General features: G+C 63.7%; 21 protein-coding genes, 1 tRNA gene and 1 pseudogene. 16 read left to right on the forward strand and 7 right to left on the reverse strand.

The window, feature by feature from the left end; genetic code table 11:
* The first annotated feature begins 319 nt into the window (after positions 1–319).
* The 4 genes from OKW27_RS32825 (at position 320) to OKW27_RS32840 (ending at position 4,779) form a co-directional block, all read left to right on the forward strand.
* Positions 320–1,567, forward strand: coding sequence for an ABC transporter substrate-binding protein (locus OKW27_RS32825; RefSeq protein ID WP_090803463.1), 1,248 nt, complete (start codon positions 320–322; stop codon positions 1,565–1,567).
* A 217-nt stretch (positions 1,568–1,784) separates the two neighbouring features.
* Positions 1,785–2,723, forward strand: a complete 939-nt coding sequence (locus tag OKW27_RS32830) for a carbohydrate ABC transporter permease (RefSeq protein WP_187614129.1) — start codon at positions 1,785–1,787, stop codon at positions 2,721–2,723.
* On the forward strand, positions 2,713–3,570 hold the full coding sequence (locus tag OKW27_RS32835; protein WP_167368627.1) for a carbohydrate ABC transporter permease: 858 nt from the start codon (positions 2,713–2,715) through the stop codon (positions 3,568–3,570). The genes OKW27_RS32830 and OKW27_RS32835 overlap by 11 nt, the downstream gene beginning before the upstream one ends.
* A gap of 93 nt (positions 3,571–3,663) precedes the next feature.
* Positions 3,664–4,779 carry an ABC transporter ATP-binding protein gene (locus OKW27_RS32840; protein ID WP_090803468.1) on the forward strand — a complete coding sequence of 372 codons (1,116 nt, stop codon included), beginning with the start codon at positions 3,664–3,666 and terminating at the stop codon, positions 4,777–4,779.
* An 84-nt stretch (positions 4,780–4,863) separates the two neighbouring features.
* Here OKW27_RS32840 and OKW27_RS32845 read toward each other — a convergent pair whose 3' ends face one another.
* From OKW27_RS32845 to trxB, 4 genes are all read right to left on the reverse strand, one after another.
* Positions 4,864–5,784 carry a LysR family transcriptional regulator gene (locus OKW27_RS32845; protein ID WP_090803470.1) on the reverse strand — a complete coding sequence of 307 codons (921 nt, stop codon included), beginning with the start codon at positions 5,782–5,784 and terminating at the stop codon, positions 4,864–4,866.
* A 130-nt stretch (positions 5,785–5,914) separates the two neighbouring features.
* Positions 5,915–6,574 carry a glutathione S-transferase family protein gene (locus OKW27_RS32850; RefSeq protein WP_184059602.1) on the reverse strand — a complete coding sequence of 220 codons (660 nt, stop codon included), beginning with the start codon at positions 6,572–6,574 and terminating at the stop codon, positions 5,915–5,917.
* Positions 6,575–6,690: 116 nt separating this feature from the next.
* Positions 6,691–7,458, reverse strand: a complete 768-nt coding sequence (locus tag OKW27_RS32855) for a Smr/MutS family protein (protein ID WP_429335915.1) — start codon at positions 7,456–7,458, stop codon at positions 6,691–6,693.
* 203 nt (positions 7,459–7,661) lie between these two features.
* Positions 7,662–8,663, reverse strand: coding sequence for a thioredoxin-disulfide reductase (trxB, locus tag OKW27_RS32860; protein ID WP_090803474.1), 1,002 nt, complete (start codon positions 8,661–8,663; stop codon positions 7,662–7,664).
* Between the two features lie 391 nt (positions 8,664–9,054).
* Here trxB and OKW27_RS32865 point away from each other — a divergent pair, with 391 nt between their 5' ends.
* Positions 9,055–11,364 (forward strand): DNA translocase FtsK, encoded by a 2,310-nt coding sequence (locus tag OKW27_RS32865; protein WP_167368628.1) that lies wholly within the window; start codon positions 9,055–9,057, stop codon positions 11,362–11,364.
* 151 nt (positions 11,365–11,515) lie between these two features.
* The gene (lolA, locus tag OKW27_RS32870) at positions 11,516–12,259 is read left to right on the forward strand and encodes an outer membrane lipoprotein chaperone LolA (RefSeq protein ID WP_429335916.1); all 744 of its coding nucleotides are present in this window, start codon (positions 11,516–11,518) and stop codon (positions 12,257–12,259) included.
* A 358-nt stretch (positions 12,260–12,617) separates the two neighbouring features.
* Here lolA and OKW27_RS32875 read toward each other — a convergent pair whose 3' ends face one another.
* Entirely contained in the window at positions 12,618–12,887 is a 270-nt protein-coding gene (locus OKW27_RS32875; protein ID WP_184065392.1) for a hypothetical protein, read from the reverse strand.
* A gap of 141 nt (positions 12,888–13,028) precedes the next feature.
* On the opposite strand from OKW27_RS32875, the gene OKW27_RS32880 reads away from it, so the two are divergent.
* Positions 13,029–13,217: a hypothetical protein gene (locus tag OKW27_RS32880; protein WP_244144826.1), complete on the forward strand. Its 189-nt coding sequence runs from the start codon at positions 13,029–13,031 to the stop codon at positions 13,215–13,217.
* A 119-nt stretch (positions 13,218–13,336) separates the two neighbouring features.
* Here OKW27_RS32880 and cytX read toward each other — a convergent pair whose 3' ends face one another.
* On the reverse strand, positions 13,337–14,653 hold the full coding sequence (gene cytX / locus OKW27_RS32885) for a putative hydroxymethylpyrimidine transporter CytX (RefSeq protein WP_429335917.1): 1,317 nt from the start codon (positions 14,651–14,653) through the stop codon (positions 13,337–13,339).
* Positions 14,654–14,865: 212 nt separating this feature from the next.
* Between cytX and OKW27_RS32890 the strand changes: the two genes are divergently transcribed.
* The 9 genes and pseudogenes from OKW27_RS32890 to minE all read left to right on the forward strand — a co-directional run bounded on the left by OKW27_RS32890 (position 14,866) and on the right by minE (position 23,062).
* Complete coding sequence (locus OKW27_RS32890) at positions 14,866–16,179, forward strand: replication-associated recombination protein A (protein ID WP_090803482.1); 1,314 nt, start codon at positions 14,866–14,868, stop codon at positions 16,177–16,179.
* Between the two features lie 64 nt (positions 16,180–16,243).
* Positions 16,244–17,539, forward strand: a complete 1,296-nt coding sequence (gene serS / locus OKW27_RS32895; RefSeq protein ID WP_429335918.1) for a serine--tRNA ligase — start codon at positions 16,244–16,246, stop codon at positions 17,537–17,539.
* Positions 17,540–17,741: 202 nt separating this feature from the next.
* Positions 17,742–17,832: transfer RNA gene (locus OKW27_RS32900), tRNA-Ser, on the forward strand.
* A gap of 597 nt (positions 17,833–18,429) precedes the next feature.
* Positions 18,430–18,621, forward strand: a pseudogene (locus OKW27_RS32905) (hypothetical protein); the annotation flags it as partial.
* 780 nt (positions 18,622–19,401) lie between these two features.
* Positions 19,402–20,187, forward strand: coding sequence for a type I methionyl aminopeptidase (map, locus tag OKW27_RS32910; RefSeq protein ID WP_187616018.1), 786 nt, complete (start codon positions 19,402–19,404; stop codon positions 20,185–20,187).
* 91 nt (positions 20,188–20,278) lie between these two features.
* On the forward strand, positions 20,279–20,812 hold the full coding sequence (locus OKW27_RS32915; RefSeq protein ID WP_090803490.1) for a GNAT family N-acetyltransferase: 534 nt from the start codon (positions 20,279–20,281) through the stop codon (positions 20,810–20,812).
* Positions 20,813–21,022: 210 nt separating this feature from the next.
* The gene (minC, locus tag OKW27_RS32920) at positions 21,023–21,871 is read left to right on the forward strand and encodes a septum site-determining protein MinC (RefSeq protein ID WP_090803491.1); all 849 of its coding nucleotides are present in this window, start codon (positions 21,023–21,025) and stop codon (positions 21,869–21,871) included.
* 106 nt (positions 21,872–21,977) lie between these two features.
* Positions 21,978–22,793, forward strand: coding sequence for a septum site-determining protein MinD (gene minD / locus OKW27_RS32925; RefSeq protein WP_018419744.1), 816 nt, complete (start codon positions 21,978–21,980; stop codon positions 22,791–22,793).
* 14 nt (positions 22,794–22,807) lie between these two features.
* Positions 22,808–23,062 (forward strand): cell division topological specificity factor MinE, encoded by a 255-nt coding sequence (minE, locus tag OKW27_RS32930; protein WP_008922443.1) that lies wholly within the window; start codon positions 22,808–22,810, stop codon positions 23,060–23,062.
* Between the two features lie 225 nt (positions 23,063–23,287).
* Here minE and OKW27_RS32935 read toward each other — a convergent pair whose 3' ends face one another.
* On the reverse strand, positions 23,288–24,724 hold the full coding sequence (locus OKW27_RS32935; protein ID WP_429335919.1) for a chloride channel protein: 1,437 nt from the start codon (positions 24,722–24,724) through the stop codon (positions 23,288–23,290).
* Between the last annotated feature and the right edge of the window lie 149 nt (positions 24,725–24,873).

The following is a 24,873-nucleotide window of genomic DNA, read 5'->3' on the forward strand; positions in this document are numbered from 1 at the left end:
AGCCGGGGGAGTCGACGGGCTTGCGGGGTCGTTGCCCGCAGCCGACGTCAGGCTGGCGTCGAGTTGGCGTATGAGGTACCTCGAGTCTGCAGCGCGATGCGGGCAGGCAAAAATCAAAAGAGGAGACAGTCAGTTGCATCCCGAACCACTCACCTCTTGAGCGTCCAGCGGCCGGACATCGGTCCGCCGGCACATGCCCTCGCGCATGCGCCCGACCGTGCTCGATCGCCGGTGTTTTGCCTGTTTGAACCAACCACAGCACCCTGGCGACATCAGGGGCCATTCGTTTTTTTGTTCAGGTGTCTGGAGGAGATAAGCAATGAAATTTCGCGCGATCATGGGCGCTCTGTGCGCTGCGGGTCTGATGTGTGGCGTGTCGGCCGTGCAGGCCGCCGAGTCTCTCGAAGTGCTGCACTGGTGGACTTCGGGCGGCGAATCCAAGGCCGTCGGCGTCCTCAAGGACGACATGACGAAGCAGGGCTACACGTGGAAGGACTTCGCGGTCGCGGGCGGCGCTGGCGCGGCTGCCATGACGGCACTGAAGACGCAGGTGATCTCGGGCAATGCACCGAGCGCCGCGCAGATCAAGGGTCCGCTGATCCAGGAATGGGCTTCGCAGGGCGTGCTGGTGCCGATCGACTCGGTCGCGGGCGACTGGAAGAAGAACCTGCCGCCGGAAATCGACAAGATCATTCGCGCGGACGGCCACTACGTCGCCGCTCCCTTCTCGGTGCACCGCGTGAACTGGCTGTACATCAACAAGGCCGCGCTGGACAAGGCCGGCGGCAAGGTGCCGACCACGTGGCCTGAGTTCTTCGCGGTGGCCGACAAGATGAAGGCCGCGGGCATCCAGCCGATCGCGATGGGCGGCCAGCCTTGGCAGGACCTGACGCTGTGGGAAGACGTCGTGCTGTCGCAGGGCGCGGACTTCTACAAGAAGGCGCTCGTCGACCTCGACGAGAAGACGCTGACCTCGGACAAGATGGTCGGCGTGTTCGACACGGTCCGCAAGATCCAGGGCTACTTCGACGCGGGTCGCACGGGCCGTGACTGGAACCTCGCGACGGCCATGGTTATCAACGGCAAGGCCGGCATGCAGTTCATGGGCGACTGGGCGAAGGGCGAATTCACCAACGCCGGCAAGAAGTCGGGCACGGACTACGTCTGCGCCGTGGTGCCGGGCACGGAGAAGGCCTACACGTTCAACGTCGACTCGTTCGTGTTCTTCCAGCAGAAGGGCCAGAAGGCCGCGACGCCGGGCCAGCTCGCGCTCGCGAAGACGATCATGTCGCCGGCGTTCCAGGAGCAGTTCAGCCTGTACAAGGGCTCGATCCCGGTGCGTCTCGGCGTGCCGATGGACAAGTTCGACGACTGCGCGAAGAAGTCGTACGCGGATGAGCAGATCGCGATCAAGGCCGGCGGTTATGTGCCGTCGCTCGCTCACGGCATGGCTCAGCCGGATGCCGCGGCAGGCGCGATCTCCGACGTCGTCACGAAGTTCATGAATTCGCAGGAAGATTCGAAGACCGCGGTTCAGGCTCTCGCGAAGGCAGCGAAGACCAAGTAAGCGTAAGTACGAAGTGTTGCGCCCGGCGGCTTGCATCCGAAGCACCGGGCGCGCCCTTCGGGCCGTGTCGAGTCGGACCTCGAGCTGCTTTCGTTCGCAGCGCAGTCCGGCGCCACGCGGCTCACCCTGGTTTCATGGAGTCACACCCAGACCGTCGCGGTCCCGCGCCATGCGTGCACGGGCAGCCCGACGGTACAGTTTCAGCAGGAGTCGAGTAGTGACTGCTTCCATCAGCGGGAACGGGAAAACGGCCACCGTCACCCGCCGCACGTCGCCCATGGCGGCCCTTGCCGATCGCTGGATTCCGAAGCTGGTGCTCGCACCCAGCGTCGTGATCAGCCTGATCTTCGTGTATGGCTTTATCGCAATCACCGGCTATCTGTCGCTGTCTACTTCGCGGCTGATGCCTCGTTGGGAGTTCGCGGGTCTCGACCGCTATCGCGAACTGTTCCAGAACGACGTGTTCTGGACTTCGGCCGCGAACCTCGGCTGGTTCGGCATTCCGTTCATCGGTATCTGCATCGGTCTGGGTCTGTTGCTCGCGATCCTGCTCGATCAGCAGATCCGCAACGAAGGCGCGCTGCGCGCCGTGTTCCTGTATCCGATGGCGCTGTCGTTCATCGTGACCGGCACCGCGTGGCAATGGATTCTGACGCCGAGCATCGGCATCGAGAAGGTGTTTCACGACTGGGGCTGGACGAGCTTCTCGTTCAACTGGCTCGGCGACCCGGACAGGGCGATTTTCTGTATCGTGATCGCGGCGGTCTGGCAGTCCACCGGCTTCGTGATGGCGCTGTTCCTCGCCGGCTTGCGCGGCGTCGACAGCGAGATCTTCAAGGCCGCGCAGATGGACGGCGCGAACCTGCCGACCATCTACCGCAAGATCGTGATACCGAGCATGCGGCCGGTGTTCTTCTCCGTGCTGCTGATCCTCTGTCACATCACCATCAAGACGTTCGACCTGGTCGTCGCGCTGACCGCCGGCGGTCCGGGCACGTCGACGTCGCTGCCGGCCATCTTCATGTACACGTTTTCGTTCAACCGTGGGCAGCTCGGCGTCGGCGCGGCATCGTCGATCATGATGCTCGCTACCGTAGTGGCCGTGCTCGTGCCGCTGATGTATCTGGAATCGAGGAGCACCCGCAATGCAGCCTAAGATGACGATTAGCCGTGCCGTCATTTACGCGGCCCTGGTTCTGTTCGCGCTGTACTTCCTGTTCCCGCTGTACGTGATGCTGTCGACGTCGTTCAAGGACATCGACCAGTTGCGCACCGGCAACCTGCTGACGCCGCCGACGAGCTGGAGCTTCGCGCCGTGGCTCAAGGCGTGGAGCGGCGCGTGTACGGGGGTGCGTTGCGACGGCATGCAGCCGTTCTTCATGAACTCGGTGCGCATGGTGATTCCGGCCGTGCTGATCTCGTCGATCATCGGCGCGTTCAACGGCTACGTGCTCACGCACTGGCGTTTCCGCGGCGCCGATCCGATCTTCACGATGCTGCTGGTCGGCTGCTTCATTCCGTTCCAGGCGATCCTGCTGCCGATGGCGCGCCTCGAAGGCATCCTCGGCCTGGCGAACACGGTGAGCGGCCTCGTGCTCGTGCACGTGATCTACGGTATCGCGTTCACGACGATGTTCTTCCGCAACTTCTACGTGAGCGTGCCGGCTGAACTCGTGAAGGCCGCGCGGATCGACGGCGCGGGTTTCTTCACGATCTTCACGAAGATCCTGCTGCCGGTGTCGCTGCCGATCTTCATGGTGTGCCTGATCTGGCAATTCACGCAGATCTGGAACGACTTCCTGTTCGGTATCGTGTTCTCCGGCGTCGATTCGATGCCGATCACCGTGGCGCTGAACAACCTCGTCAACACCTCGACCGGCGTGAAGGAATACAACGTGGACATGGCCGGCGCGATCATCGCGGCGCTGCCCACGCTGCTCGTCTATATCATCGCCGGACGTTACTTCGTGCGCGGCCTGACCGCGGGCGCGGTGAAGGGCTAAATCACCCTGGAGCGACGGCGTTTCACCGAACGCGTGCCGTCGTCGCCTGACAAGACGTTTTCAAGCAGTACCAGAGACTAGAGGATTCACAGCATGGCAAGCCTTTCCATCCGTGACGTGTACAAGACCTACCCGAACGGGGTGCCGGTTCTGAAGGGTGTCAACATCGACATCGAAGACGGCCAGTTCCTGATTCTGGTCGGCGGCTCAGGCTGCGGTAAGTCGACGCTGCTCAACATGATTGCCGGTCTCGAAACCGTGACCAAGGGCGAGATCCAGATCGACGGCAAGACGGTCAACAACCTGTCGCCGAAAGATCGCGACATCGCGATGGTGTTCCAGTCGTACGCGCTCTATCCGTCGATGACGGTGCGCGACAACATCTCGTTCGGCCTGAACATCCGCAAGGTGCCGAAGCAGGAGCAGACGCAGATCGTCGAGCGTGTGTCGAACACGCTGCAGATCAAGCATCTGCTCGATCGCAAGCCGGGTCAGCTGTCGGGCGGCCAGCGTCAGCGCGTCGCGATGGGCCGCGCGCTCGCGCGCGATCCGGTGATGTTCCTGTTCGACGAGCCGCTGTCGAACCTCGACGCGAAGCTGCGCATCGAGATGCGCTCGGAAATCAAGCTGCTGCATCAACGCCTCGGCACGACGATCGTCTACGTGACGCACGACCAGATCGAAGCGATGACGCTCGGCGACCGCATCGCGGTGATGAAGGACGGCATCGTTCAGCAGTTCGGCGCGCCGCAGGAAATCTACGACTCGCCGTCGAACCTGTTCGTCGCGGGCTTCATCGGCGCACCGCCGATGAACTTCATCGAAGGCAAGCTGGTCGAGCAGGGCTCGGGCGTCGGCATCGAACTCGATACGGGCGTCGCGCGCAAGGCGCTGGTGCTGCCGTTCGATTCGGCGAAGGTGCGCTCGCACGTCGGCAACAACGTGATTCTCGGCCTGCGTCCGGAACGCATCACCGATGCGCGCGGCGCGCACGGCGACGACTCGAAGCTGCAGCCGGTCGAAGTGAAGGTCGACGTGATCGAGCCGACTGGTCCGGACACGCTGGTGTTCGCGCAGATCAACGGCAAGCGCGTGGTGAGCCGCGTGCACCCGGCGTCGAACCCGCAACCGGAGAACAATGCGACGCTGCTGTTCGATACGTCGAAGGCGGTGTTGTTCGATCCGGCGAATGAAGAGCGGATTGCGTAAGTCGTCGCCTCAGCGCTGAATCCGTCGCTACAGAAAAGCCCCATGCGTTGAATTGCGCATGGGGCTTCTGTTCTTTTGCAGCCGTTACGCCGCCTCGGGCAAACGCAAGTCCGGATTGTTGCGCGCGAGCTCGCTGACCCAATCGATAAACGCGCGCAGCCGCGAACTCAGATTGCGGCGATGCGCATACAGAATCGACAGCGGTGTACCGGGGCTCGTGTAGTTGCCGAGAATCTCCGTGAGCGCGCCTTGCTCGATCAGCTCGGCGACCATGAAGCGCGACGGCTGGATGATGCCGTGGCCCAACACACCCGCCGTGATGTACACCGAGCCGTCGTTGACGGCGAGCGTGCTATCCATCGCGACGCGCTCGATTTCGCCGTCCACTTCGTATTCGAACGGGAAGGTCCTGCCGCTGCGCGCGGACACGTAGTTGACCGCGCGATGCTCGCCGAGGTCCGCCAGTGTGGTCGGCGTGCCGAACTTGCGCAGATACGCGGGCGATGCGCACGTGACGATGCGCGCAAGCCCGATGCGCTTCGCAACGAGGCTCGATTCTTCGGGCGTGCCCATGCGGATCACGCAATCGACGGCGTCCTGGATCAGATCGATGTTGCGGTCCGCGAGACCGAGGCGCACGTCGATCGCGGGGTAGTGCGCGTAGAAGTCGTCGAGCGCGGGCAGCAGCAGCGAGCGCGCGAGCGTGCCGGAGGTGTCGACGCGGATCGTCCCGGCCGGATTCTCGCGCTTGCTCGACAGCGACGACTCGGCATCGGCGACGTCGGCGAGAATGCGCACGCAGCGCTCGTAGAACGATGCGCCGTCTTCGGTCACGCTGACCTGGCGGGTCGAGCGGTTCAGGAGCCGCACGCCGACGTGTTCCTCGAGCGCCTGGATCGTGCGGCTGACCTTCGCGCGCGGCAGATCGAGCGATTCCGAAACCTTGGTGAAGCTGTTCGCTTCGACCACGCGCGTGAAGATCTCCATCGCTTCGAAACGGTCCATGGTGTGCCTTGTGGGTGGTGAGCCAGAAGAAGGGCGGGGCAGGTTTGCGACACGACAGGAAGTCTACAGCCAGCAAAACGGGTTGTCTGCCGCGTCTCGTTCGCGCGCAACTGCCACCGCCGCTCGTGGCTCAATCGCGCTCCGGCGCGCCCAGCGGAAATAGCGGCCGGTAGGGCCGCGCCTCGTCGACCGCGCGTGCGAACGAGGGCCGCGCGAGCAGCCGCTGCCGGTACGCGCGCACGTGCGCGAACGCGGGGTCGATCGGGTGCGTCCAGTCGGCGTAGAACAGGAACGGGGCGGCGCCGCAGTCGGCGAGGCTGAAGCTGTCGCCGGCGGCCCATTCGCGCTCGGCCATGTGACGGTCGAGCCATGCGTACGAAGTGTCGAGCAGCGCGCGCGCATCGGCGACGCCACGCCGGTCGCGCTCGGCTTCGGGACGCAGGCTATCGAACACGACTTTTTGCTGTGGAGTCGAAATGTAGTTGTCGAAGAAGCGGTCCATCGTGCGCACCTCGAGCGCCACGCGCGGATCGGCGGGCAACAGCGTGACAGGCCCCGGATAATGCAGGCCCAGATATTCGATGATGATGCTCGCCTCGACCACCGTGCGCCCGCCGTCGACGAGCACCGGGAAGCGCCTGATCGGCCACAGCGCGGCCAATTCGGCCATGACCTTCGGGTCGTCATGCGCGAGCACGCGCATCTCGAACGGCGTACCGTTTTCGTACAGCGCGGTCAGGGCCTTCTGGCAGTAGGACGAGAACGGATGGGCATAAAGCTGCAGGGGCATCGCGATCACCTTTGACGGTTGCACAGCACGAGTACGCGGTGACGACCAGAGCCACGCCGCGCGACGGCCAGACTGGCCGTTTACCCCACGACGAACGACGGCCGAAAAAATCGACCTCAGACCTTCGCGCTCGCCCCATGCGGCGGCAACGAGCCCGGCTGCAACAGCACGAGCACCGCACCGGCGCCGCCGTCATGAGGGCGCGCCTGACAGAACGCGATCACTTCGGATTTCTGCACGAGCCACGCGCGCACCTTGCCCTTCAGCACCGGCTCCTTGCCGATCGACCCCAGACCCTTGCCGTGAATCACGCGCAGGCAGCGCAGGCCGCGTTTGGCCGATTCGCGGATGAATTCCGCGAGCGCCTCGCGTGCCTCTTCGCGCCGCATGCCGTGCAGGTCGATCTGCGCCTGCACGATCCAGTCGCCGCGCCGCAGCTTGCGCACTACGTCGCGGCTCAAGCCGGGGCGGCAATACGACAGCGTTTCGTCGGTTTCGAGCAGCACTTCGGGGTCGAATTCGTCGGAGATCGCTTCGTGCAGCACCGCCTCCTCGTCGAGCAGCGTCTGCACCGGCAGCGGCGGCGGGGGATTGCGCGTGAGCGTCGCGCGCGGCGGAATCGCGAGCGGCGCGACTTCGCCGATCTCGCGGCGGAACAGATCGGCGTCGGCGGCCGCTTCGCGCTGCGCCGCTCGCGTCGCCGCCTGTTCGCGCTCGCGCCGCTCGGCTTCGCCCTTCAACGCTTCACGCAACGCACCGAGTCCGGCGAGCCCCGATGCGCGATCGAGCTTCGGTGCGACGGCGGGCGCAGCCGTTGCGGGCGCGGGACGCGTGGCGGCTTGCGGGCGTTTCGGATCGTTCGGATGGGGCTGATTCTTCGGCATGTCGGCAATACAGGCGGAAAGGTCGGTCGGTGGTGCTGCCAACGCGCTCGACGCACATTGACAAGGCGGCAAAAACGACAAAGGCCGCCGGCATTTCAGCCGCGGCCTTCGTGAGCCAATGACAGCAGCGCTGCGCCACCGTCATTTTACTGTCGCGCCCGTTTGTCGGGACTTCGTCTCGACATACGGCAGCGCGGCGCGGATCAGCGGTCCGCTTCCGCGCTCATCGCGTGCTCGCCGGCCATTTCGTTGATGGTCTCGAGATAGCGCTGCGCGTCGAGCGCGGCCATACAGCCGGTGCCCGCGCTGGTGATCGCCTGGCGATAGATGTGGTCCTGCACGTCGCCCGCGGCGAACACGCCCGGCACGCTGGTCGCGGTCGCGAAACCGTTCAGGCCGCCCTTCGTGATGATGTAGCCGTTCTTCATCTCGAGCTGGCCTGCGAAGATGTCCGTGTTCGGCTTGTGGCCGATCGCGACGAACAGGCCCTGCAGCGCGATGTCAGTGGTCTCGCCACTCTGCGTGTGCTTGATGCGCAGGCCGGTCACGCCGGAGTTGTCGCCGGTTACTTCTTCGAGCACATGGTTCCACTTGATCTCGACGACGCCCTCCTTCTCCTTCGCGAGCAGACGGTCGATCAGGATCGGCTCGGCGCGGAACTTGTCGCGGCGATGGATCACGGTCACCTTCTTCGCGATGCCGGCGAGGTAGAGCGCCTCTTCGACGGCCGTATTGCCGCCGCCGATCACGGCGACGTGCTGCTGCTTGTAGAAGAAGCCGTCGCAGGTCGCGCAGGCCGACACGCCCTTGCCCATGAACGCCTCTTCCGACGGCAGGCCGAGATACTGCGCCGATGCGCCCGTCGAGATAATCAGCGAATCGCACGTGTATTCGCCCGAATCGCCGATCAGGCGAATCGGCTTCTCATCGAGCTTCGCCGTGTGGATGTGGTCGAAGATGATCTCGGTATTGAAGCGCTCGGCGTGCTCGAGGAAGCGCGCCATCAGTTCCGGGCCTTGCACGCCGTTGGCGTCGGCGGGCCAGTTTTCGACGTCGGTCGTGGTCATCAGCTGGCCGCCTTGCGCGATGCCGGTGACGAGCACCGGCGCGAGGTTGGCGCGCGCCGCGTAAACCGCCGCCGTGTAGCCGGCGGGACCGGAACCGAGAATCAGAACCTTGGCGTGTTTCGTTGCAGTTGCGGGCATGATCGAATCCTTGTACGGCGCGCGGCTCGCCGCTGCGTAGCCGTGCGTTTTTGAGCTGAAACTGTAGATGGGTATCAGTCGGGCATTATAAAGGGCGGGGCGTGCCGCTGCGCCATCAAGCTTTCTGATCGCCGCGATAGCGTGGCGGCGTGGGCGCTCGGGGCGAGCCCGCGGCGCGATACGGCGAATTCAGCGCGCCTCGCGCATGCGTCTGTGGTCAAACAGCCAGGTTACCGTCATTTACAGCCTTGCGCGGGACACAGCGTTTACAATAGCCCGGATCGAAGTTTCCGGTAGCCGGGATCGGGCCCGAAGCCGTGCGCGGCGAGGCTCGGGCCGCGTTCCCGGCGGCAGTTTCAGCCTGAACCGGCTACCCCAGGCAACAGGATCAATGGCAAAAGCTCCCTATACCGCGAGCGCGCAGGCATTGCCGCACCGCATGTCGCGCCTCTTCACCGAAATCCGCTGGATTCTGCAGGTGGCCCTCGGCGTGTTCCTGCTGATGTCGCTCGTCAGCTACAGCAGGCACGACCCGAGCTGGACCCATGCCGCGCAGGTCGACCATATCTCGAACTGGGCGGGCCGCGTCGGCGCGTGGACTTCCGACATCCTGCTGCTGCTGTTCGGCCTGTCCGCCTACTGGTGGATCGTGCTGCTCGGCCGCCACATCTCCGCGAACTACAAGCGCATCAGCCGCAACGAAGAGCCGCAGGACGACGACGCGCCGCGCGGCGTCAGCTGGCTCGCGGACGCGTTCGCGTTCATGCTCGTGCTGCTGTCGTGCAACGGCCTCGAGGCGCTGCGCATGTGGTCGCTGAAGGTGCAGTTGCCGCGCGCGCCCGGCGGCGTGATCGGCGAGGCTGTCGCGCGCGGCATCTCGCATGCGCTCGGCTTCACCGGTGGCACGCTCGCGCTGCTGCTCGGTCTCGGGATCGGGCTGTCGCTGTACTTCCGTTTTTCGTGGCTGTCGGTCGCGGAGAAGGTCGGCGAATCGATCATTTCCGCGGTGACGTTCGCGAAGCTGCGCCGCGAGGCCGGGCTCGATCGCAAGCTCGGCGAAGCGGCCGCCGTGAAGCGCGAAGGCAAGGTCGAGAAGGGCCGCGTGCGCATCGAGGAGCACGAGCCCGTAGTGATCGTGCCGCCGCTCGCCACGCCGGCGAAGTCGGAGCGTGTCGAGAAGGAACGCCAGGTGCCGCTCTTTACCGATCTGCCCGGCGACTCCACGCTGCCGCCCATCGCGCTGCTCGACCCCGCGCCAGCCGCGCAGGAAACCATTTCCGCGGACACGCTCGAATTCACGTCGCGCCTGATCGAGAAGAAGCTGAAGGACTTCGGTGTCGACGTGAGCGTGGTCGCCGCGTATCCGGGGCCCGTCGTCACGCGCTATGAAATCGAGCCGGCCACGGGCGTGAAGGGCAGTCAGATCGTTAATCTCGCGAAGGATCTCGCGCGCTCGCTGTCGCTCGTGTCGATTCGCGTCGTCGAAACGATTCCGGGCAAGAACTACATGGCGTTGGAGCTGCCGAACCAGCGCCGTCAGACCGTGAGCCTGTCCGAAATTCTCGGCTCGGCCGTGTATGCGGATGCCGCGTCGCCGCTCACGATGGGTCTCGGCAAGGACATCGGCGGCAAGCCCGTGTGCGCGGATCTCGCGAAGATGCCGCATTTGCTCGTCGCCGGCACGACTGGTTCGGGCAAGTCTGTGGGTATCAACGCGATGATCCTGTCGCTGCTGTACAAGGCGAGCGCCGAGCAGGTGCGCATGATCCTGATCGATCCGAAGATGCTCGAAATGAGCGTCTACGAAGGCATTCCGCACCTGCTGTGTCCGGTCGTCACCGACATGCGCCAGGCGGGCCACGCGCTGAACTGGGCGGTCGCCGAAATGGAGCGCCGCTACAAGCTGATGAGCAAGGTCGGCGTGCGTAACCTCGCCGGCTACAACAACAAGATCGACGAAGCGGCCAAGCGCGAAGAGAAGCTGCCGAATCCGTTCAGCCTGACGCCGGACGATCCGGAACCGCTGACGCGTTTGCCGAACATCGTGATCGTCATCGACGAACTGGCCGACCTGATGATGGTCGTCGGCAAGAAGGTCGAAGAGCTGATCGCGCGGATCGCGCAGAAGGCGCGCGCGGCCGGCATCCATCTGATTCTCGCTACGCAGCGTCCGTCGGTCGACGTGATCACCGGCCTGATCAAGGCCAACGTGCCGACCCGTATGGCGTTCCAGGTGTCGTCGAAGATCGACTCGCGCACGATTCTCGACCAGCAGGGCGCCGAGTCGCTGCTCGGCATGGGCGACATGCTCTATCTGCCGCCAGGCAGCGGTTTGCCGGTGCGCGTGCACGGCGCGTTCGTGTCGGATGATGAAGTGCACCGCGTCGTCGACAAGCTCAAGGAGCAGGGCGAGCCGAACTATATCGAGGGCATTCTCGAAGGCGGCGTGAGCGGCGAGGGCGACGAAGGCTCGGCGGGAACCGCGTCCACCGAAGGCGAGTCGGACCCGTTATACGATCAGGCGGTCGACGTCGTGCTGAAGAATCGCCGCGCGTCGATTTCACTCGTGCAGCGGCATCTGCGCATCGGCTACAACCGGGCGGCGCGTCTACTCGAACAGATGGAGAATTCGGGCGTGGTGTCGGCGATGTCGTCGAACGGCAATCGCGAGATCCTGGCGCCGGCGCGCGAGGCGGAATAGCCGCAACGAGCCATTGCGGCCATCGCGAGCGACGCCGCGTGCACCGTCCGGTGCGCCGTTGCGGCTCGACGCTGGGCCAGTCACTCTGTGTTCAGCGAGTGCATCGAGCCGGCGCAGCCCATCACCGAATTCATTCAAGGGAGAAAAACCTATGCAAGCAATCGCGCAGCAGGATGCCCGAGAGCGTCGAGCGGGGCGCCTCGGCCAGCGCGTGTCCCGCGGCATGCGCAAGATCGCGCGCGCCGTGGGCAGTGTCGCGATCGGTGCGTCGCTGTTCGTCGCCTCGCACGCGTTCGCGAGCGGCACCGAGCAACTGAAGGCATTCATCGCGCAGGTCCATTCGGCGCGCGGCGCCTTCGTGCAGCAGGAAGTGCGCGCGCCGAGCAAGGCGCAGGGCGCGAGCGGCGCGCTGTCCACCGCGAACCCGGCCAAGCCGACCACGTCGAGCGGCACGTTCATGTTCGCGCGGCCCGGCAAGTTCATCTGGCAATACGAGAAGCCCTACTCGCAATTGCTGCAGGCGGACGGCGACAAGTTCTACGTCTACGACAAGGATCTGAACCAGGTGACGGTGCGCCCGCTCGGCAACGCGCTCGGCGCAAGCCCGGCGGCGATCCTGTTCGGCAGCAACGATCTGGACAAGAACTTCTCGCTGCGCGACGCGGGCGTGAAGGCCGGCATCGACTGGCTCGAACTGACGCCGAAGGCGAAGGACACGCAGTTCGAGCGCGTCGGCATCGGTTTCAAGGACGGCAATCTCGAAGCGATGGAATTGCACGACGTGTTCGGTAACGTGACGCTGCTCACGTTCTCGAACATCCAGAAAAATCCGCAACTGCCGCCCGATGCATTCAAGTTCACGGTGCCGAAGGGCGCGGATGTGATCAACGGATAAACCGCGCGGTAGGCGCCGACACGTGGCGCCTTTGCAAACGCCCGCGAAGCCGCGCTTGTCGAGCGCGGCTTTTTATTTCGCGCGGCGCGTGGATTGCTTAGGGATGCGCGCCCGGCGCCGCGACGAACGTTAAATCGTCGTACCGGCAGACGTAATGATTTAGTGCGAGACTGGAAAGAGCGGCATTGCTCATGGGCTGGAGTTGGCGCGTCCGATCATTTTCCGGGATTGGGTACGCAATCTCTAACAATTTTTTGCTGCAACGCAACAAAATAACGCCTAAACTGATCGAATCTGGTTGTCGCTTCAGATGTCTGGAAAGGTGAGGCATGTCATGAGATTGTCTTCTTCACACGATTCACGCTTGTCCCCATCCCTCCATGTGTTCCAGCAGGAGGGCGGGTGGCATTGGGGAATAACGGTTCCGCGCGCGGCCGGAAGTGGTTTCAAGGTCGTTGCATATAGTGAAAAAACCTTTATCGATGAGGCCGAAGCCCATCGGGAAGGCAATCGCGCGCTTGAGCGTTTCGCCGATACGCCGGCGGTTCCGCTTGAACGGCAGTAAGGCAGTCAGGTTATCTAACGTATCCGGCAGCCCGTTATTTGGGTTTTCGAGCGGGAAACGCAACAATTACCGCCGGTGATAATTTAATATGCAACCAATTGCATATTTTTTTGACTTCCGAAAAATCGTAGCGATAATGTCTCGTTTCGAGATATCACATTTATTTTGACTTTCGCGGAATATGAAACCACCCACGCGCTTAGCGTGGAACTGGACGGCGTAAACTATGCCGGAACTTATCGCGTCATGACGGGCACCGTCGTCGTCCATTTCGCGAACGAGAGCAAATTCGCCTCGTATGCGCCGAATCGGCCGGAGACCGTCGCCCGTTGGCTGCTCACGGATCTGTGTCGCAAGGCCGAATCGCGTCGGCGCAAAGCGGCGAAAAAATAGCCCGCGGCGCGCACTGTGATTGGCCGTTCGAGGGTCAAAAAAAAGACCTGCAGTTGGATTGCAGGTCTTTTTTATTTTGTGACAGCTGCGTCTAATGCAACGCCCTGAGGGTGACGCGCTCACGCATACGCGGTCTTGCGCGCCGATACGAACGCGTAATAGCACACCGCGCCGATCGCAAGCGACGGCAGCGTCGCGCCGACATTCGGTAGCCATTGATTGATCACCTGGTACGAGGCGATGCCGATCGCCCAAGCGACGAACGCGCTCAGGTGCCAGCCGCCCGAGAAGCCGTAGCGGCCGAGCACATCGGCGAGCACCGCGGCGTCGACGCGACGCTTGCGCACGATGAAGTGATCCGTCAGCACGACGCCGAACAGCGGCGCGAATACCGAGCCGATCAGCAGCAGGAAGTTCTGGTACTTCGCCATCGGCACGAGCAGCGCGATCAGCGTGCACAGCGCACCGAACGCGGCCGACAGCAACGGCACGCTCGCGCGCGTCCAGAACGTGCCGGTCGACACCGCGGCCGAGTGGATGTCGGCGAACGCATTGTCGATTTCGTCGATCAGAATCAGCAGCAGCGCAAACCCGCCGCCCGCTTGCGCGAGCGCGCCGGTCAGCAATGCATCGCCGCCGCCGGCAGCGAGCCCGTAGACCGCGCCGAGCGCATAGAACCAGATGTTCGCGATGCCATAGCCGTATAGCGTGCCGCGGAACGTCTCGCCGGCGCGGCGGCCGAAGCGCGTGTAGTCGGCGATCAGCGGCAGCCATGACAGCGGCATCGCGACCACGAGGTCGACCGCGCCGCCGAACGACATCTCGCCGGTGCCGGGACGACGCATCAGGTCCGCGAGATTGTGGCGCGCGAGCAGGTTCCACGTGAGCCACGCGGCGCCCGCGAGCAGCAGCCAGATCCCCCACTTGCGCAGAAAGCGCCGCACGAACGACAGCGGGCCGCTGATCGCGAGCAGCGTCGCGAGCACGCCGAAGATCACGGTCCACACGAGCGGCATCGACAGGCCGAACGCCTGTTTCGCGAGCGCATCGGCGGAATCGCGCATCACGATCACCTCGAACGAGCCCCAGCCGACCAGTTGCACCATGTTCAGCACGGCCGGCACCGACGCGCCGCGCACGCCGAGCGTCGGACGCAGCGACGACATCGCCGCGAGCCCGGTGTCGGTGCCGAGCACGCCCACGAGCGCGAGCAGCACGACGCCGATCACGCTGCCGAGCACGATCGCGACGAGCGCATGCGGCAGCGACAGCCCCGGCACCAGCAGCGCGCCCGCCTGGGCGACGAGTAGGCCGATGCCGAGCGAGAACCACAGCGCGAACGCGTCGCCGGTGCGAAACGCGCGGCGCGCGTCGGGCACCGGCGTGAGCGGCGCGTAGGTGGAGCCGGCGTTGCCGGCGACGGAATCTTGAGCCATCTGATGTTCGTTCCTGTTGGTGGTGCTGTGATTCTTTGCGTTGCCGGCGCCCCGGGTCGGCCATCGCCTGGCCGCCGTCACTGTCATAATGCAGGACGTTGCCCGCGTTCGTGCCTGTGTTTCCGGCCGGACGCGGGCTTTGCGCTTGTCCCGCGAGGCGCTGCTCCGAAGCGGTGCGTGCCCCGGAAAGCCGAGATTATCCCCAAAACGTCATGTTTGAAGAAACCCGTGCCAATGTTCCGCTTGCCGAACGCCTGCGGCCACGCAATATCGACGAAGTGATCGGCCAGTCGCATCTGCTCGGTCCGAACAAGCCGCTCAGGGTCGCGTTCGAATCGGGCGAGGCCCATTCGATGATCCTGTGGGGGCCGCCGGGCGTCGGCAAGACCACGCTCGCGCGGCTGATGGCCGATGCGTTTCACGCGCAGTTCATCGCGTTGTCGGCGGTGCTGTCGGGCGTGAAGGATATCCGCGAGGCGGTCGAAACCGCGCAGATCCATCGCGCGAACGGCCATCAGACGCTGGTGTTCGTCGACGAAGTGCATCGCTTCAACAAGAGCCAGCAAGACGCGTTCTTGCCGCACGTCGAGTCGGGCCTGTTCGTGTTCGTCGGCGCGACGACCGAGAATCCGTCGTTCGAGGTCAATAGCGCGTTGCTGTCGCGCGCCGCCGTCTACGTGCTGAAGAGCCTGACGGACGACGAACAGCGCGAGCTGCTCGAGCGCGCGCAGAAGGAGCTCGGCGGCCTCACCTTCACCGACGAAGCGCGCGCCGCGCTGATCGGTTCGGCCGACGGCGACGGCCGCAAGCTGCTGAACAACCTCGAGATCGTCGCGCGCGCGGCCGCACAGCAGAAGACCACCGAGATCGACGGCGCGTTATTGGGCAGCGCGCTCGCGGAGAATCTGCGCCGCTTCGACAAGGGCGGCGACGCCTTCTACGACCAGATCAGCGCGCTGCATAAATCCGTGCGCGGCAGCAACCCGGACGGCGCGCTGTACTGGTTCTGTCGCATGCTCGACGGCGGCGCGGACCCGCGCTATCTCGCGCGTCGCATCGTGCGCATGGCGTGGGAAGACATCGGCCTCGCGGACCCGCGCGCCGCGCGCATCACGCTCGACGCCGCCGAAACCTACGAGCGTCTCGGTTCGCCCGAAGGTGAGCTCGCGCTTGCGCAGGCGATCATCTATCTGGCGGTCGCGCCGAAATCGAATGCCGGGTACAACGCGTACAACGAGGCGCGGCGCTTCGTCGGCAAGGACCAGTCGCGCGCGGTGCCGGTGCATCTGCGCAACGCGCCGACGAAGCTGATGAAGGAACTCGGCTACGGCCACGACTACCGCTACGCGCACGACGAACCCGATGCGTACGCGGCCGGCGAAACCTATCTGCCCGACGGCATGCGCGAGCCGCATTGGTACGAGCCGACACCGCGTGGTCTCGAAGGCAAGATCGGCGAGAAGCTCGCGCGCCTTGGCGAACTCGATGCGCGGTGGCGCGCCGAGAACAAGCCGAAGAAGGCTTGAGGCGTTTCACCTTTGCCGGTGCGTTAAAATCGCGTTTTCATACAACGAACATCCGTCCCATCCCATGCTCGACATCCAGTTGCTGCGCAAAGACCTCGACGGCGTCGCAAAGCGCCTCGCCGACCGCGGCTATACCCTCGACGTCGCGGCCTTCACCGCGCTCGAAGCGGAACGCCGCGATACCCAGACCCGTACCGAAGAACTGCAGGCGCGTCGCAACAGCCTGTCCAAGCAGATCGGCGCGATGAAAGGACGCGGCGAAGACACGTCGGCGGTGATGGCCGAAGTCAGCGGCATCGGCGACGAGATGAAGGCGTCGGCGGTCAAGCTCGAAGACATCCAGAAGCGTCTGTCCGATCTGCTGCTCGACGTGCCGAATCTCGCGCACGAAAGCGTGCCGGTCGGCAACGACGAAGCCGGCAACGTCGAAGTGCGCCGCTGGGGCACGCCGCGCCAGTTCGACTTCGAGGTCAAGGATCACGTTGACGTCGGCACGCCGCTCGGCCTCGACTTCGAGACCGGCGCGAAGCTGTCGGGCGCGCGCTTCACGATGCTGCGCGGCCAGATTGCGCGGCTGCATCGCGCGCTCGCGCAGTTCATGATCGACACGCACACGCAGCAGCACGGCTATACCGAGATCTACACGCCGTACATCGTCAATCCCGACATCCTGTACGGCACGGGCCAGCTGCCGAAGTTCGCGGACGATATGTTCCGCGTCGAAAAGGGCGGCGGTGAACACACGGTCACGCAGTACCTGATCTCGACCTCGGAAATTTCGCTGACGAACACGGTGCGTGAGAGCATCGTCGAAGCGGACGCGCTGCCGATCAGGCTGACCGCGCACTCGCCGTGCTTCCGCTCGGAAGCGGGCTCGTATGGCCGCGACACGCGCGGCATGATCCGCCAGCATCAGTTCGACAAGGTCGAGATGGTGCAGGTCGTAGCGCCAGGCGCATCGTACGACGCGCTCGAGCAGATGGTCGGCCACGCGGAGGCGATTCTGCAAAAGCTCGAACTGCCGTATCGCGTGATCACGCTGTGCAGCGGCGACATGGGCTTTTCCGCAGCGAAGACCTACGACCTGGAAGTGTGGCTGCCCGCGCAGAACACCTATCGTGAGATTTCGAGTTGCTCGAATACCGAGTCGTTCCAGGCGCGACGCATGCAGGCACGCTTCCGCAACGCGCAGGGCAAGCCGGAGCTCGTGCATACGCTCAACGGCTCGGGTCTCGCGGTGGGCCGCACGCTCGTCGCGGTGCTCGAGAACTTCCAGAACGCCGATGGCTCGGTGACGGTGCCCACGGCACTGCGGCCTTACCTCGGCGGCGTCGAGCGGCTGCAAGTGCCGGCGGCCTGAGCGTCGCCGATGCGCGCGCAGGCGCGGTGTCGTCGCGTGTCCGACGATGGATGCCGCGAACGGCATCGGGGTCCCGCGAAAATTTTTTAGAAATTTTTTGGACGAGGGGGCTTGGAAAACTAATTCGAGCTGTTCTATAATCTTTTTCTCCCAAGCAACGGCCCGCTTGGATCCGACGATGCAGTAGCGAGTTGGAATACCCGGAAAGGTGGCAGAGTGGTCGAATGTACCTGACTCGAAATCAGGCGTACGGTTTCCCCGTACCGTGGGTTCGAATCCCACCCTTTCCGCCAAATTCTGAAACCCCTTGATTTCACCGAGATCAAGGGGTTTTTGCTTTGAGTTCTCGAATGGCTTTGCCAAGGCAATTCGAAATTATTCAAGCATCATTTCTATTTTGGCGAAATCCTTTGTTTCAATTTTTTACATAAGCCATTCGTTGCTCGTGGTCTTTTTCATCTCATTTCCATACAAATATCTTAAGTCATCCGTACTGCACTGTCCCCTAATTCATATACCGGACATATTCGGGCGTGGCTGTTATACGCTATAAGGGGTCGAAGTCAGAAAATTTGCGGGCGACCCGCCCCCCGATCGACTTCTGAAAGTGCGAATCTTCGCCGACCCCACAGATCTCCGCAAGATCTGCCCTTTTTTACAAATAAATACGATTTTTGATTGGGCTCGGTCATTCGTTCAGGGTACGATTTACGCCGTCAGAAGCTTTTACAGGAAGAATTTTCCTGAAAATGAAAGCTTCGGCAATTAATCAGTAAAACGTTTGCACCGCAAACGTTTGCGAACCAACGCGCACCCAGCCCTGTCAATCTGAACCACCGCGAGGACCACCTTCGCGCGCCTCGGTTCAATCGGACAACACAGACGTGCGTTATCGTTCGAACTACATCTCGACGAAGCTCGGCGAGTTCTATCAGAACCGCAAGACGCACAACATCCAGTCCGTCATGTATTACGTGCTCGACAGCGGCGACCAGACTTACGGCATCATGCTCAACGGTTCACCGCTGAATCCGTCTTACAGTGCTTTCCAAAGCTTCACGGCGGCCCATCCCGACAACTAGGCCGCGGGTCGACGCAAGCAGTTCCGCCCGTCCGCAGTCGATGCTGCCCGGTGTCAAGAGCGACGAGTCGCCGGGCCTGACGGCGGCGCCCAATCTTCCCTTCGGAGTATCGAGGCGGGGGTGCGGGCGCCTCATCCACCCCGAACCCCTCCATCACCTCCCTCAGCGCCCGCGCCTGATCCGCGGGTGACGCGGCCGCCGCCGCGCTTTTCTCGACGAGTGCCGCGTTCTGTTGCGTGACCTCGACCATTTGCGTGATCGCGATGCCCAGCTGCTGAATCCCATCGCTCTGTTCACGCGACACCTGCGCGATTTCACCGACGATGCTCGTCACGCGCGACGCGCGCGAGTTCGCTCGCCTATTCGGCAATGCTCGCGTTGAGCTGCACGATCGCGGTGAGCTGCTCCATCGCCGAGACCGTCTCGCCGAGCGAGGCAGCCTGCTTCTCGGTGCGCTGATTTAGTATGGAAAGCTGAACGATTGGCGTTGCCGGCTCGATGATCCTTCGAGTTCCTTTGCTCTTAAGTCGATGCGAGCGCCCAGGCCCGCAACGGGCCGCGCAAAAACTGTCATCCTGATTCGGGCGCGCGCCGCAGCAAGCCGCGACAGCGCCACCGCCGCTTCTCGCGCACCGCTTCGGCCGGTTTTCGAGGGGTCCACTGACGATCCTCTGTACAATTGCCCGAAATCGCCCAATCGAGCGGCGGTTGCGGGCCGCCGGGCTTTCGGGCGCGGCGGGTCATCTCGCGCTTGACCCGCGACTCACATCGACTGAATTCATGGCCATTACGTACAAGACTCCCGACGATATCGCGAAGCTGCGCATTGCGGGCCGCCTCGCGGCCGATGTGCTGGCAATGATCGGCGAGCACGTCAAGGCAGGCGTCTCCACCGACGACCTCGACGCGCTGTGCAACGACTACATCGTCCACACGCAAAAAGCGATTCCGGCCAATGTCGGCTATCTGGGCTTTCCGAAGACCGTCTGCACGTCGGTCAATCATGTCGTGTGTCACGGCATTCCGAATCGCAACGAGATCCTGAAGGACGGCGACATCCTCAACATCGACGTCGCGATCATCAAGGACGGCTATTTCGGCGACACGAGCCGCATGTATTGCGTCGGCCAGTCGAGCACGGTCGCGCGTGCGCTGATCGACACGACCTACGAGGCGATGGTCGCCGGCATCCGCGAGGTGAAGCCGGGCGCGACGCTCGGCGACGTCGGCCACGCGATCCAGAAGGTCGCGCAGCGCGAGGGCTTCTCGATCGTGCGCGACTACTGCGGGCACGGCATCGGCAAGGTCTATCACGAGGACCCGCAGGTGCTGCACTATGGGCAGCCGGGGCAGGGGGTGCGCCTGAAGCCGGGCATGGTCTTCACGATCGAGCCAATGATCAACGCGGGCCGCGCCGGCACGTCGGTACAGCGCGACGGCTGGACCGTGATCACGAAGGACCGCTCGCTGTCGGCGCAATGGGAGCACATGGTCGCCGTGACCGACGACGGCTATGAACTGCTGACGCCGTGGCCGGACGGCACGGGCGACTACGACGCGCCGTGAGCGGGACCGCATATTCTGGTCAATAATAAATTTGACTCGCCGGCCGGTTCGGTTAAAGCTACGCGTTAGGGTTTCCAGGGGTTTCGTCTGCATGAGTCCGTCATTGACCGTTCGCCGCATCACTGCTGATCAGGGCGCCGTTTTTCGCGAACTCCGCACGGCCTCGCTGCGGGAGGCGCCGTATGCCTTCGGCGCGACGCTCGAGGACGCGTTGTCGGCCGATGCCGCCAGTTTCGACGCGACCGCGGCGAATCACGCGGTTTCGCAGTCCGTCGGTGCATTCCTGCTCTATACCGAGGGTCATCCGGCCGGGCTGATCGAGGCGCATTTCGACGACACCGCGGCGCGGCGCGCGTTCGTCTGCGAGTTGTGGGTGGCGCCGGCCGTGCGCCATCTGCGCGGCGGCGAGCTGCTCGTCGATACCGCGAGCAGCTGGCTCGCGAATGCGGGCGCCACGGAAATCTACGCGTGGGTCGCCGACGCGAACCGCAACGCGATGCGCTTTTACGAAGCGCTGGGCTTTGGCCCGACCGGCGAGCACCGGCGCGTCGAGCGCGCACCCGAGCAGGTCGAAAGTCTGCTGGTGCGGCACGTGCCGACCACTTCGCAGGTGTTACAGCAGTGATCGCCCAAGCGGCGCGTCGCGCGCGCCGCTCGTCTTCGCCGTCCCTTCATCACGGTCTTTTTCCCGCCAGCGTTTCTTTCGCACCGTCGCGCGTCGATCGCATCGACGACACGCGTTGCGCTCGCGCGCGCGAGTACCGATTCTCCCGGGAAAAATAGTGGCCGCGCGCTTGTACGCCTGTAAAATACGCAAAATTTTTCGCCGAACGCTATGTCGCCCAAGAAATCGCCCTTTTTCGAACTGCGCAGCGGCTCTGTCGACACGCTGATGTTCGTGGTCAAAACGACCGACCTCGATGCGATGCGTGCCGAGCTGACGCGACGCTTCGAGGCGACCCCCGAATTCTTCGCTAACGACGTCGTCGCGATCGACGTGCGGCGTCTCGCCGGCAACGAACGCGTGCCGCTCGCCGACATCGCGCAACTGCTCGACAGCGTGCGCATGCGTCCGGTCGGCGTGGTCGCGAATGCGGAGCAACAGTGGGCGACGGAGTCGGGATTGCCGTTGCTCGAAGCGCGCGATCGCCGCGGCGCGCCGGCGAAGCAGGCCGATGAGGACAGCACGGCGAGCGCGGCAGACGCGACAGCAGGCACCGAGGCAAGCGCGGGCACGAGCGCGTCCGCCAGCTCTGCATCCGCAACCGCCAGCGCGGCCACGGGCACGGCCGCTGCCGCCGCCGTCGAACCCACGCCCGCCGCCGAGCCGGTGCGTCTTGCCACGTCGCCGCAAACGATGGTGGTCGACAAGCCGTTGCGCTCGGGTCAGCGTATTTACGCAAAAGGCGATCTGGTCGTGCTCGGTCTGGTCAGCTACGGCGCCGAGGTGATCGCGGAAGGCAACATCCACATTTACGCGCCGCTGCGCGGCCGGGCGTTGGCCGGCGTGCAGGGCAATCACGACGCGCGCATCTTCTGCACGTGTCTCGAACCGGAACTGATCTCGATCGCGGGCATCTATCGAACGACCGAGAACCCGCTGCCGGCCGACGTGCTCGGCAAGCCGGTGCAGATCTGGCTCGAAGAAGAAAAGCTGATGATCGAACCGCTGCGGCTCACGTAAAGCGCCGCGAAACGCGCCCTGCCCCGAGCGATTGCGGCACGCGGCGTTTCACGGCGAGGCGGGCCGCGCACCAATTGACGCATTTGACGAACACAAGGTAAGGGTAATGGCAAAAATCATTGTGGTGACTTCGGGCAAGGGTGGCGTGGGCAAGACGACCACGAGCGCGAGCTTTGCGTCGGCCCTCGCGTTGCGCGGCAGCAAGACCGCCGTGATCGACTTCGACGTCGGCCTGCGCAACCTCGACCTCATCATGGGCTGCGAGCGCCGCGTCGTGTACGACCTGATCAACGTGATCCAGGGCGAAGCGAATCTGAATCAGGCGCTGATCAAAGACAAGAAATGCGAGAACCTGTTCATCCTCCCGGCCTCGCAAACGCGCGATAAAGACGCGCTGACGATGGAAGGTGTCGAGAAGGTCATCAACGATCTGATCGCGATGGACTTCGAATACATCGTCTGCGATTCGCCGGCCGGTATCGAGTCGGGCGCGCTGCTTGCGATGCACTTCGCCGACGAAGCGCTGATCGTGACGAACCCGGAAGTGTCGTCGGTGCGCGACTCCGATCGCATTCTCGGCATCCTGTCGTCGAAGACCAAGCGCGCGATCGAAGGCAAGGAACCGATCAAGGAGCACCTGCTGATCACCCGCTACAACCCGAAGCGTGTCAGCGAAGGCGAAATGCTGTCGTTGACCGACATCCAGGAAATTCTGCGCATCGATCTGATCGGCGTGATTCCGGAATCGGAAGCGGTGCTGCACGCGTCGAACCAGGGTCTGCCGGCCGTGCATATGGACGGCACCGATGTGGCCGAAGCCTATAAGGACGTCGTGTCGCGTTTCCTCGGCGAGCAGAAATCGCTTCGCTTTGTCGATTACCAGAAGCCCGGGCTGCTGCAGCGCCTCTTCGGCACCAAGTAAGGGGAGCGCACGTCATGTCGATTCTTTCGTTTTTGCTGGGCGAGAAAAAGAAGTCCGCGTCGGTAGCGAAGGAACGCCTGCAGTTGATCATCGCGCACGAGCGCGCCGGCGGCCATGCGCCCGCCGATTATCTGCCTGCGTTGCAACGCGAACTGGTGGCCGTGATCTCGAAGTACGTGAAGATTTCCGACGACGACATACGCGTGAGTCTCGAGCGTCAGGACGATCTCGAAGTGCTTGAAGTCAAGATCGAAATACCCCAGGCCTGAGCTTCGGATGGACCGCGGTCCGTCTCGCATCATGTGCAGGACGTCGCATGGCGTCGCGTCGGAGCGACGTGATGCGTTGCGGCGTTCGGCTCGTCCTCTGGCTTCTGTCTGAAGCCGTCTCTTCGCATCTCCACGGCGCTCGCCATTTCCCGGTCGAAATGAACCGTTGCACTCCAGCGGTGCCGTTACCCCGCGCAACGTCAGCCTCGCGTCGCCCTCACGCATCTACTGACGCGGCGAGTCGGCGGTATCCGTCGTGATGTCGTCTGCGGCATCGTCGGCGCTCGGCTCGCCGTCCTCGCTTTCCGCTTCCGGCACCTCGACCTCGGGCACTTCCGGCACTGGCGCAGGCATGGGCTGCGGCAGCGGCGCCACGTAGCGCTCGGCGAGCGACTCATAGAGCGGCGGCGCGAACAGGCGGGACACTCGGCTCGCGATCAACGCGGTGGCCATCAGCGAAATCACGAGCGCGTGGCCGTCGATCATCTCCATCACGATCACGAACGAAGTGATCGGCGACTGCGTGACCGCGGCCAGATAGCCGACCATCGCGAGCGCGATCAGCATCGGCAATTGCATCGAATCGAACACCATGTGCAGCAGATTGCCGAAGCCCGCGCCGATCGACAGCGACGGCGCGAAGATGCCGCCCGGAATGCCCGGCAGGTATGAGCCGACCATCGCGATCATCTTCAGGAACGGATAGAACACCGACAACTGCTCGTGTCCCTCGAGCAGGCCGCGCGCTTCCGTATAGCCGCTGCCGAACGTCGTGCCGCCCGAGATCACGCCGACCACCGCGATCGCGAAGCCGCACAGCGCGGCGAACACAACCGGCCGCTCGCCGTGCAACTGACGCAGCGGCTCCGGAATCCAGCGCGCGGTATTGAGCAGCAGCCAGCCGAAGATACCGCCTGCGATTCCCGTGACGATCGCGGTGAGCACCACCGCGACGGCGAGCAGATCAGGGAAATGCGCGCCGATCTGGATCGTGCCGAAATACGTGTAGTTGCCGTTCAGGCCCAGTGCGACGACACCCGCGATGATGATCGCCGTGATCAGCACGCCACTTGTGCGCGCCTCGAAGCTGCGCGTCAATTCCTCGATTGCGAATACGACGCCCGCGAGCGGTGTATTGAACGCCGCCGACAAACCCGCTGCCGCGCCCGCCAACGCGAGCTGCCGTTCGATCTGCGCATTCGAGCGCGGATAGAACCGGCGCAGATTGAACATCAGCGCGGCGCCGACCTGCACGGTCGGTCCTTCACGGCCGATCGTAAAGCCGCCGAGAATCGCGAGAAACGACACGCCGATTTTGCCGAGCAGAATTCGCAGCGACAGCAGCCGCGTGCCGTATCCGCGCTGTTTCATGTGCAGCGTCGCGATCACCTGCGGGATGCCGCTGCCCTCGGAGCCGCGAAAGAACTTGCGCGTGAGCCAGACCGCGAGTGCGGCGACCGCGGGCGTGATCACGAGCGGCGCCCACACATACCGCTGCCGGACATCGAGAAACGCGTCATACCCCCAGTCGATCAGACGCGCGTACAGCACCGCGACCAGGCCGACGGCGATGGCACCGAGCCAGAAGATGCCGTATTGCCGCCACAGGCGTTTTGCGTGACGCATGACAGCGGGCGAACGGGAAGGGAAGGGCCGGGACATGAATTAGATTCGTGCAAAGGGCCAAGTATAAAGCGTGCGGGATCGACCACAACACGTGAAAGATGTTTGAAATAATGAAGTGAAGTGAAGTGAATCATCAGGCGGATATTTTTTTTGCTGTAACGTGCCGTATTGAGAATCGGACCGTG

This window comes from Paraburkholderia sp. 35.1 (assembly GCF_050436525.1).
Taxonomy (GTDB): domain Bacteria; phylum Pseudomonadota; class Gammaproteobacteria; order Burkholderiales; family Burkholderiaceae; genus Paraburkholderia; species Paraburkholderia tuberum.

What these genes read in the sequence shown, in the direction of transcription:
- lolA (WP_429335916.1), top strand. Translation starts at nt 11,516, where the DNA reads ATGCAAGCAATCGCGCAGCAGGATGCCCGAGAGCGTCGAGCGGGGCGC.
- OKW27_RS32825 (WP_090803463.1), top strand. Translation starts at nt 320, where the DNA reads ATGAAATTTCGCGCGATCATGGGCGCTCTGTGCGCTGCGGGTCTGATG.
- serS (WP_429335918.1), top strand. Translation starts at nt 16,244, where the DNA reads ATGCTCGACATCCAGTTGCTGCGCAAAGACCTCGACGGCGTCGCAAAG.
- OKW27_RS32845 (WP_090803470.1), bottom strand. Translation starts at nt 5,784, where the DNA reads ATGGACCGTTTCGAAGCGATGGAGATCTTCACGCGCGTGGTCGAAGCG.
- OKW27_RS32840 (WP_090803468.1), top strand. Translation starts at nt 3,664, where the DNA reads ATGGCAAGCCTTTCCATCCGTGACGTGTACAAGACCTACCCGAACGGG.
- trxB (WP_090803474.1), bottom strand. Translation starts at nt 8,663, where the DNA reads ATGCCCGCAACTGCAACGAAACACGCCAAGGTTCTGATTCTCGGTTCC.
- cytX (WP_429335917.1), bottom strand. Translation starts at nt 14,653, where the DNA reads ATGGCTCAAGATTCCGTCGCCGGCAACGCCGGCTCCACCTACGCGCCG.
- OKW27_RS32855 (WP_429335915.1), bottom strand. Translation starts at nt 7,458, where the DNA reads ATGCCGAAGAATCAGCCCCATCCGAACGATCCGAAACGCCCGCAAGCC.
- minC (WP_090803491.1), top strand. Translation starts at nt 21,023, where the DNA reads ATGTCGCCCAAGAAATCGCCCTTTTTCGAACTGCGCAGCGGCTCTGTC.
- minD (WP_018419744.1), top strand. Translation starts at nt 21,978, where the DNA reads ATGGCAAAAATCATTGTGGTGACTTCGGGCAAGGGTGGCGTGGGCAAG.
- OKW27_RS32850 (WP_184059602.1), bottom strand. Translation starts at nt 6,574, where the DNA reads ATGCCCCTGCAGCTTTATGCCCATCCGTTCTCGTCCTACTGCCAGAAG.
- OKW27_RS32890 (WP_090803482.1), top strand. Translation starts at nt 14,866, where the DNA reads ATGTTTGAAGAAACCCGTGCCAATGTTCCGCTTGCCGAACGCCTGCGG.
- OKW27_RS32835 (WP_167368627.1), top strand. Translation starts at nt 2,713, where the DNA reads ATGCAGCCTAAGATGACGATTAGCCGTGCCGTCATTTACGCGGCCCTG.
- OKW27_RS32915 (WP_090803490.1), top strand. Translation starts at nt 20,279, where the DNA reads ATGAGTCCGTCATTGACCGTTCGCCGCATCACTGCTGATCAGGGCGCC.
- OKW27_RS32935 (WP_429335919.1), bottom strand. Translation starts at nt 24,724, where the DNA reads ATGTCCCGGCCCTTCCCTTCCCGTTCGCCCGCTGTCATGCGTCACGCA.
- OKW27_RS32865 (WP_167368628.1), top strand. Translation starts at nt 9,055, where the DNA reads ATGGCAAAAGCTCCCTATACCGCGAGCGCGCAGGCATTGCCGCACCGC.
- minE (WP_008922443.1), top strand. Translation starts at nt 22,808, where the DNA reads ATGTCGATTCTTTCGTTTTTGCTGGGCGAGAAAAAGAAGTCCGCGTCG.
- map (WP_187616018.1), top strand. Translation starts at nt 19,402, where the DNA reads ATGGCCATTACGTACAAGACTCCCGACGATATCGCGAAGCTGCGCATT.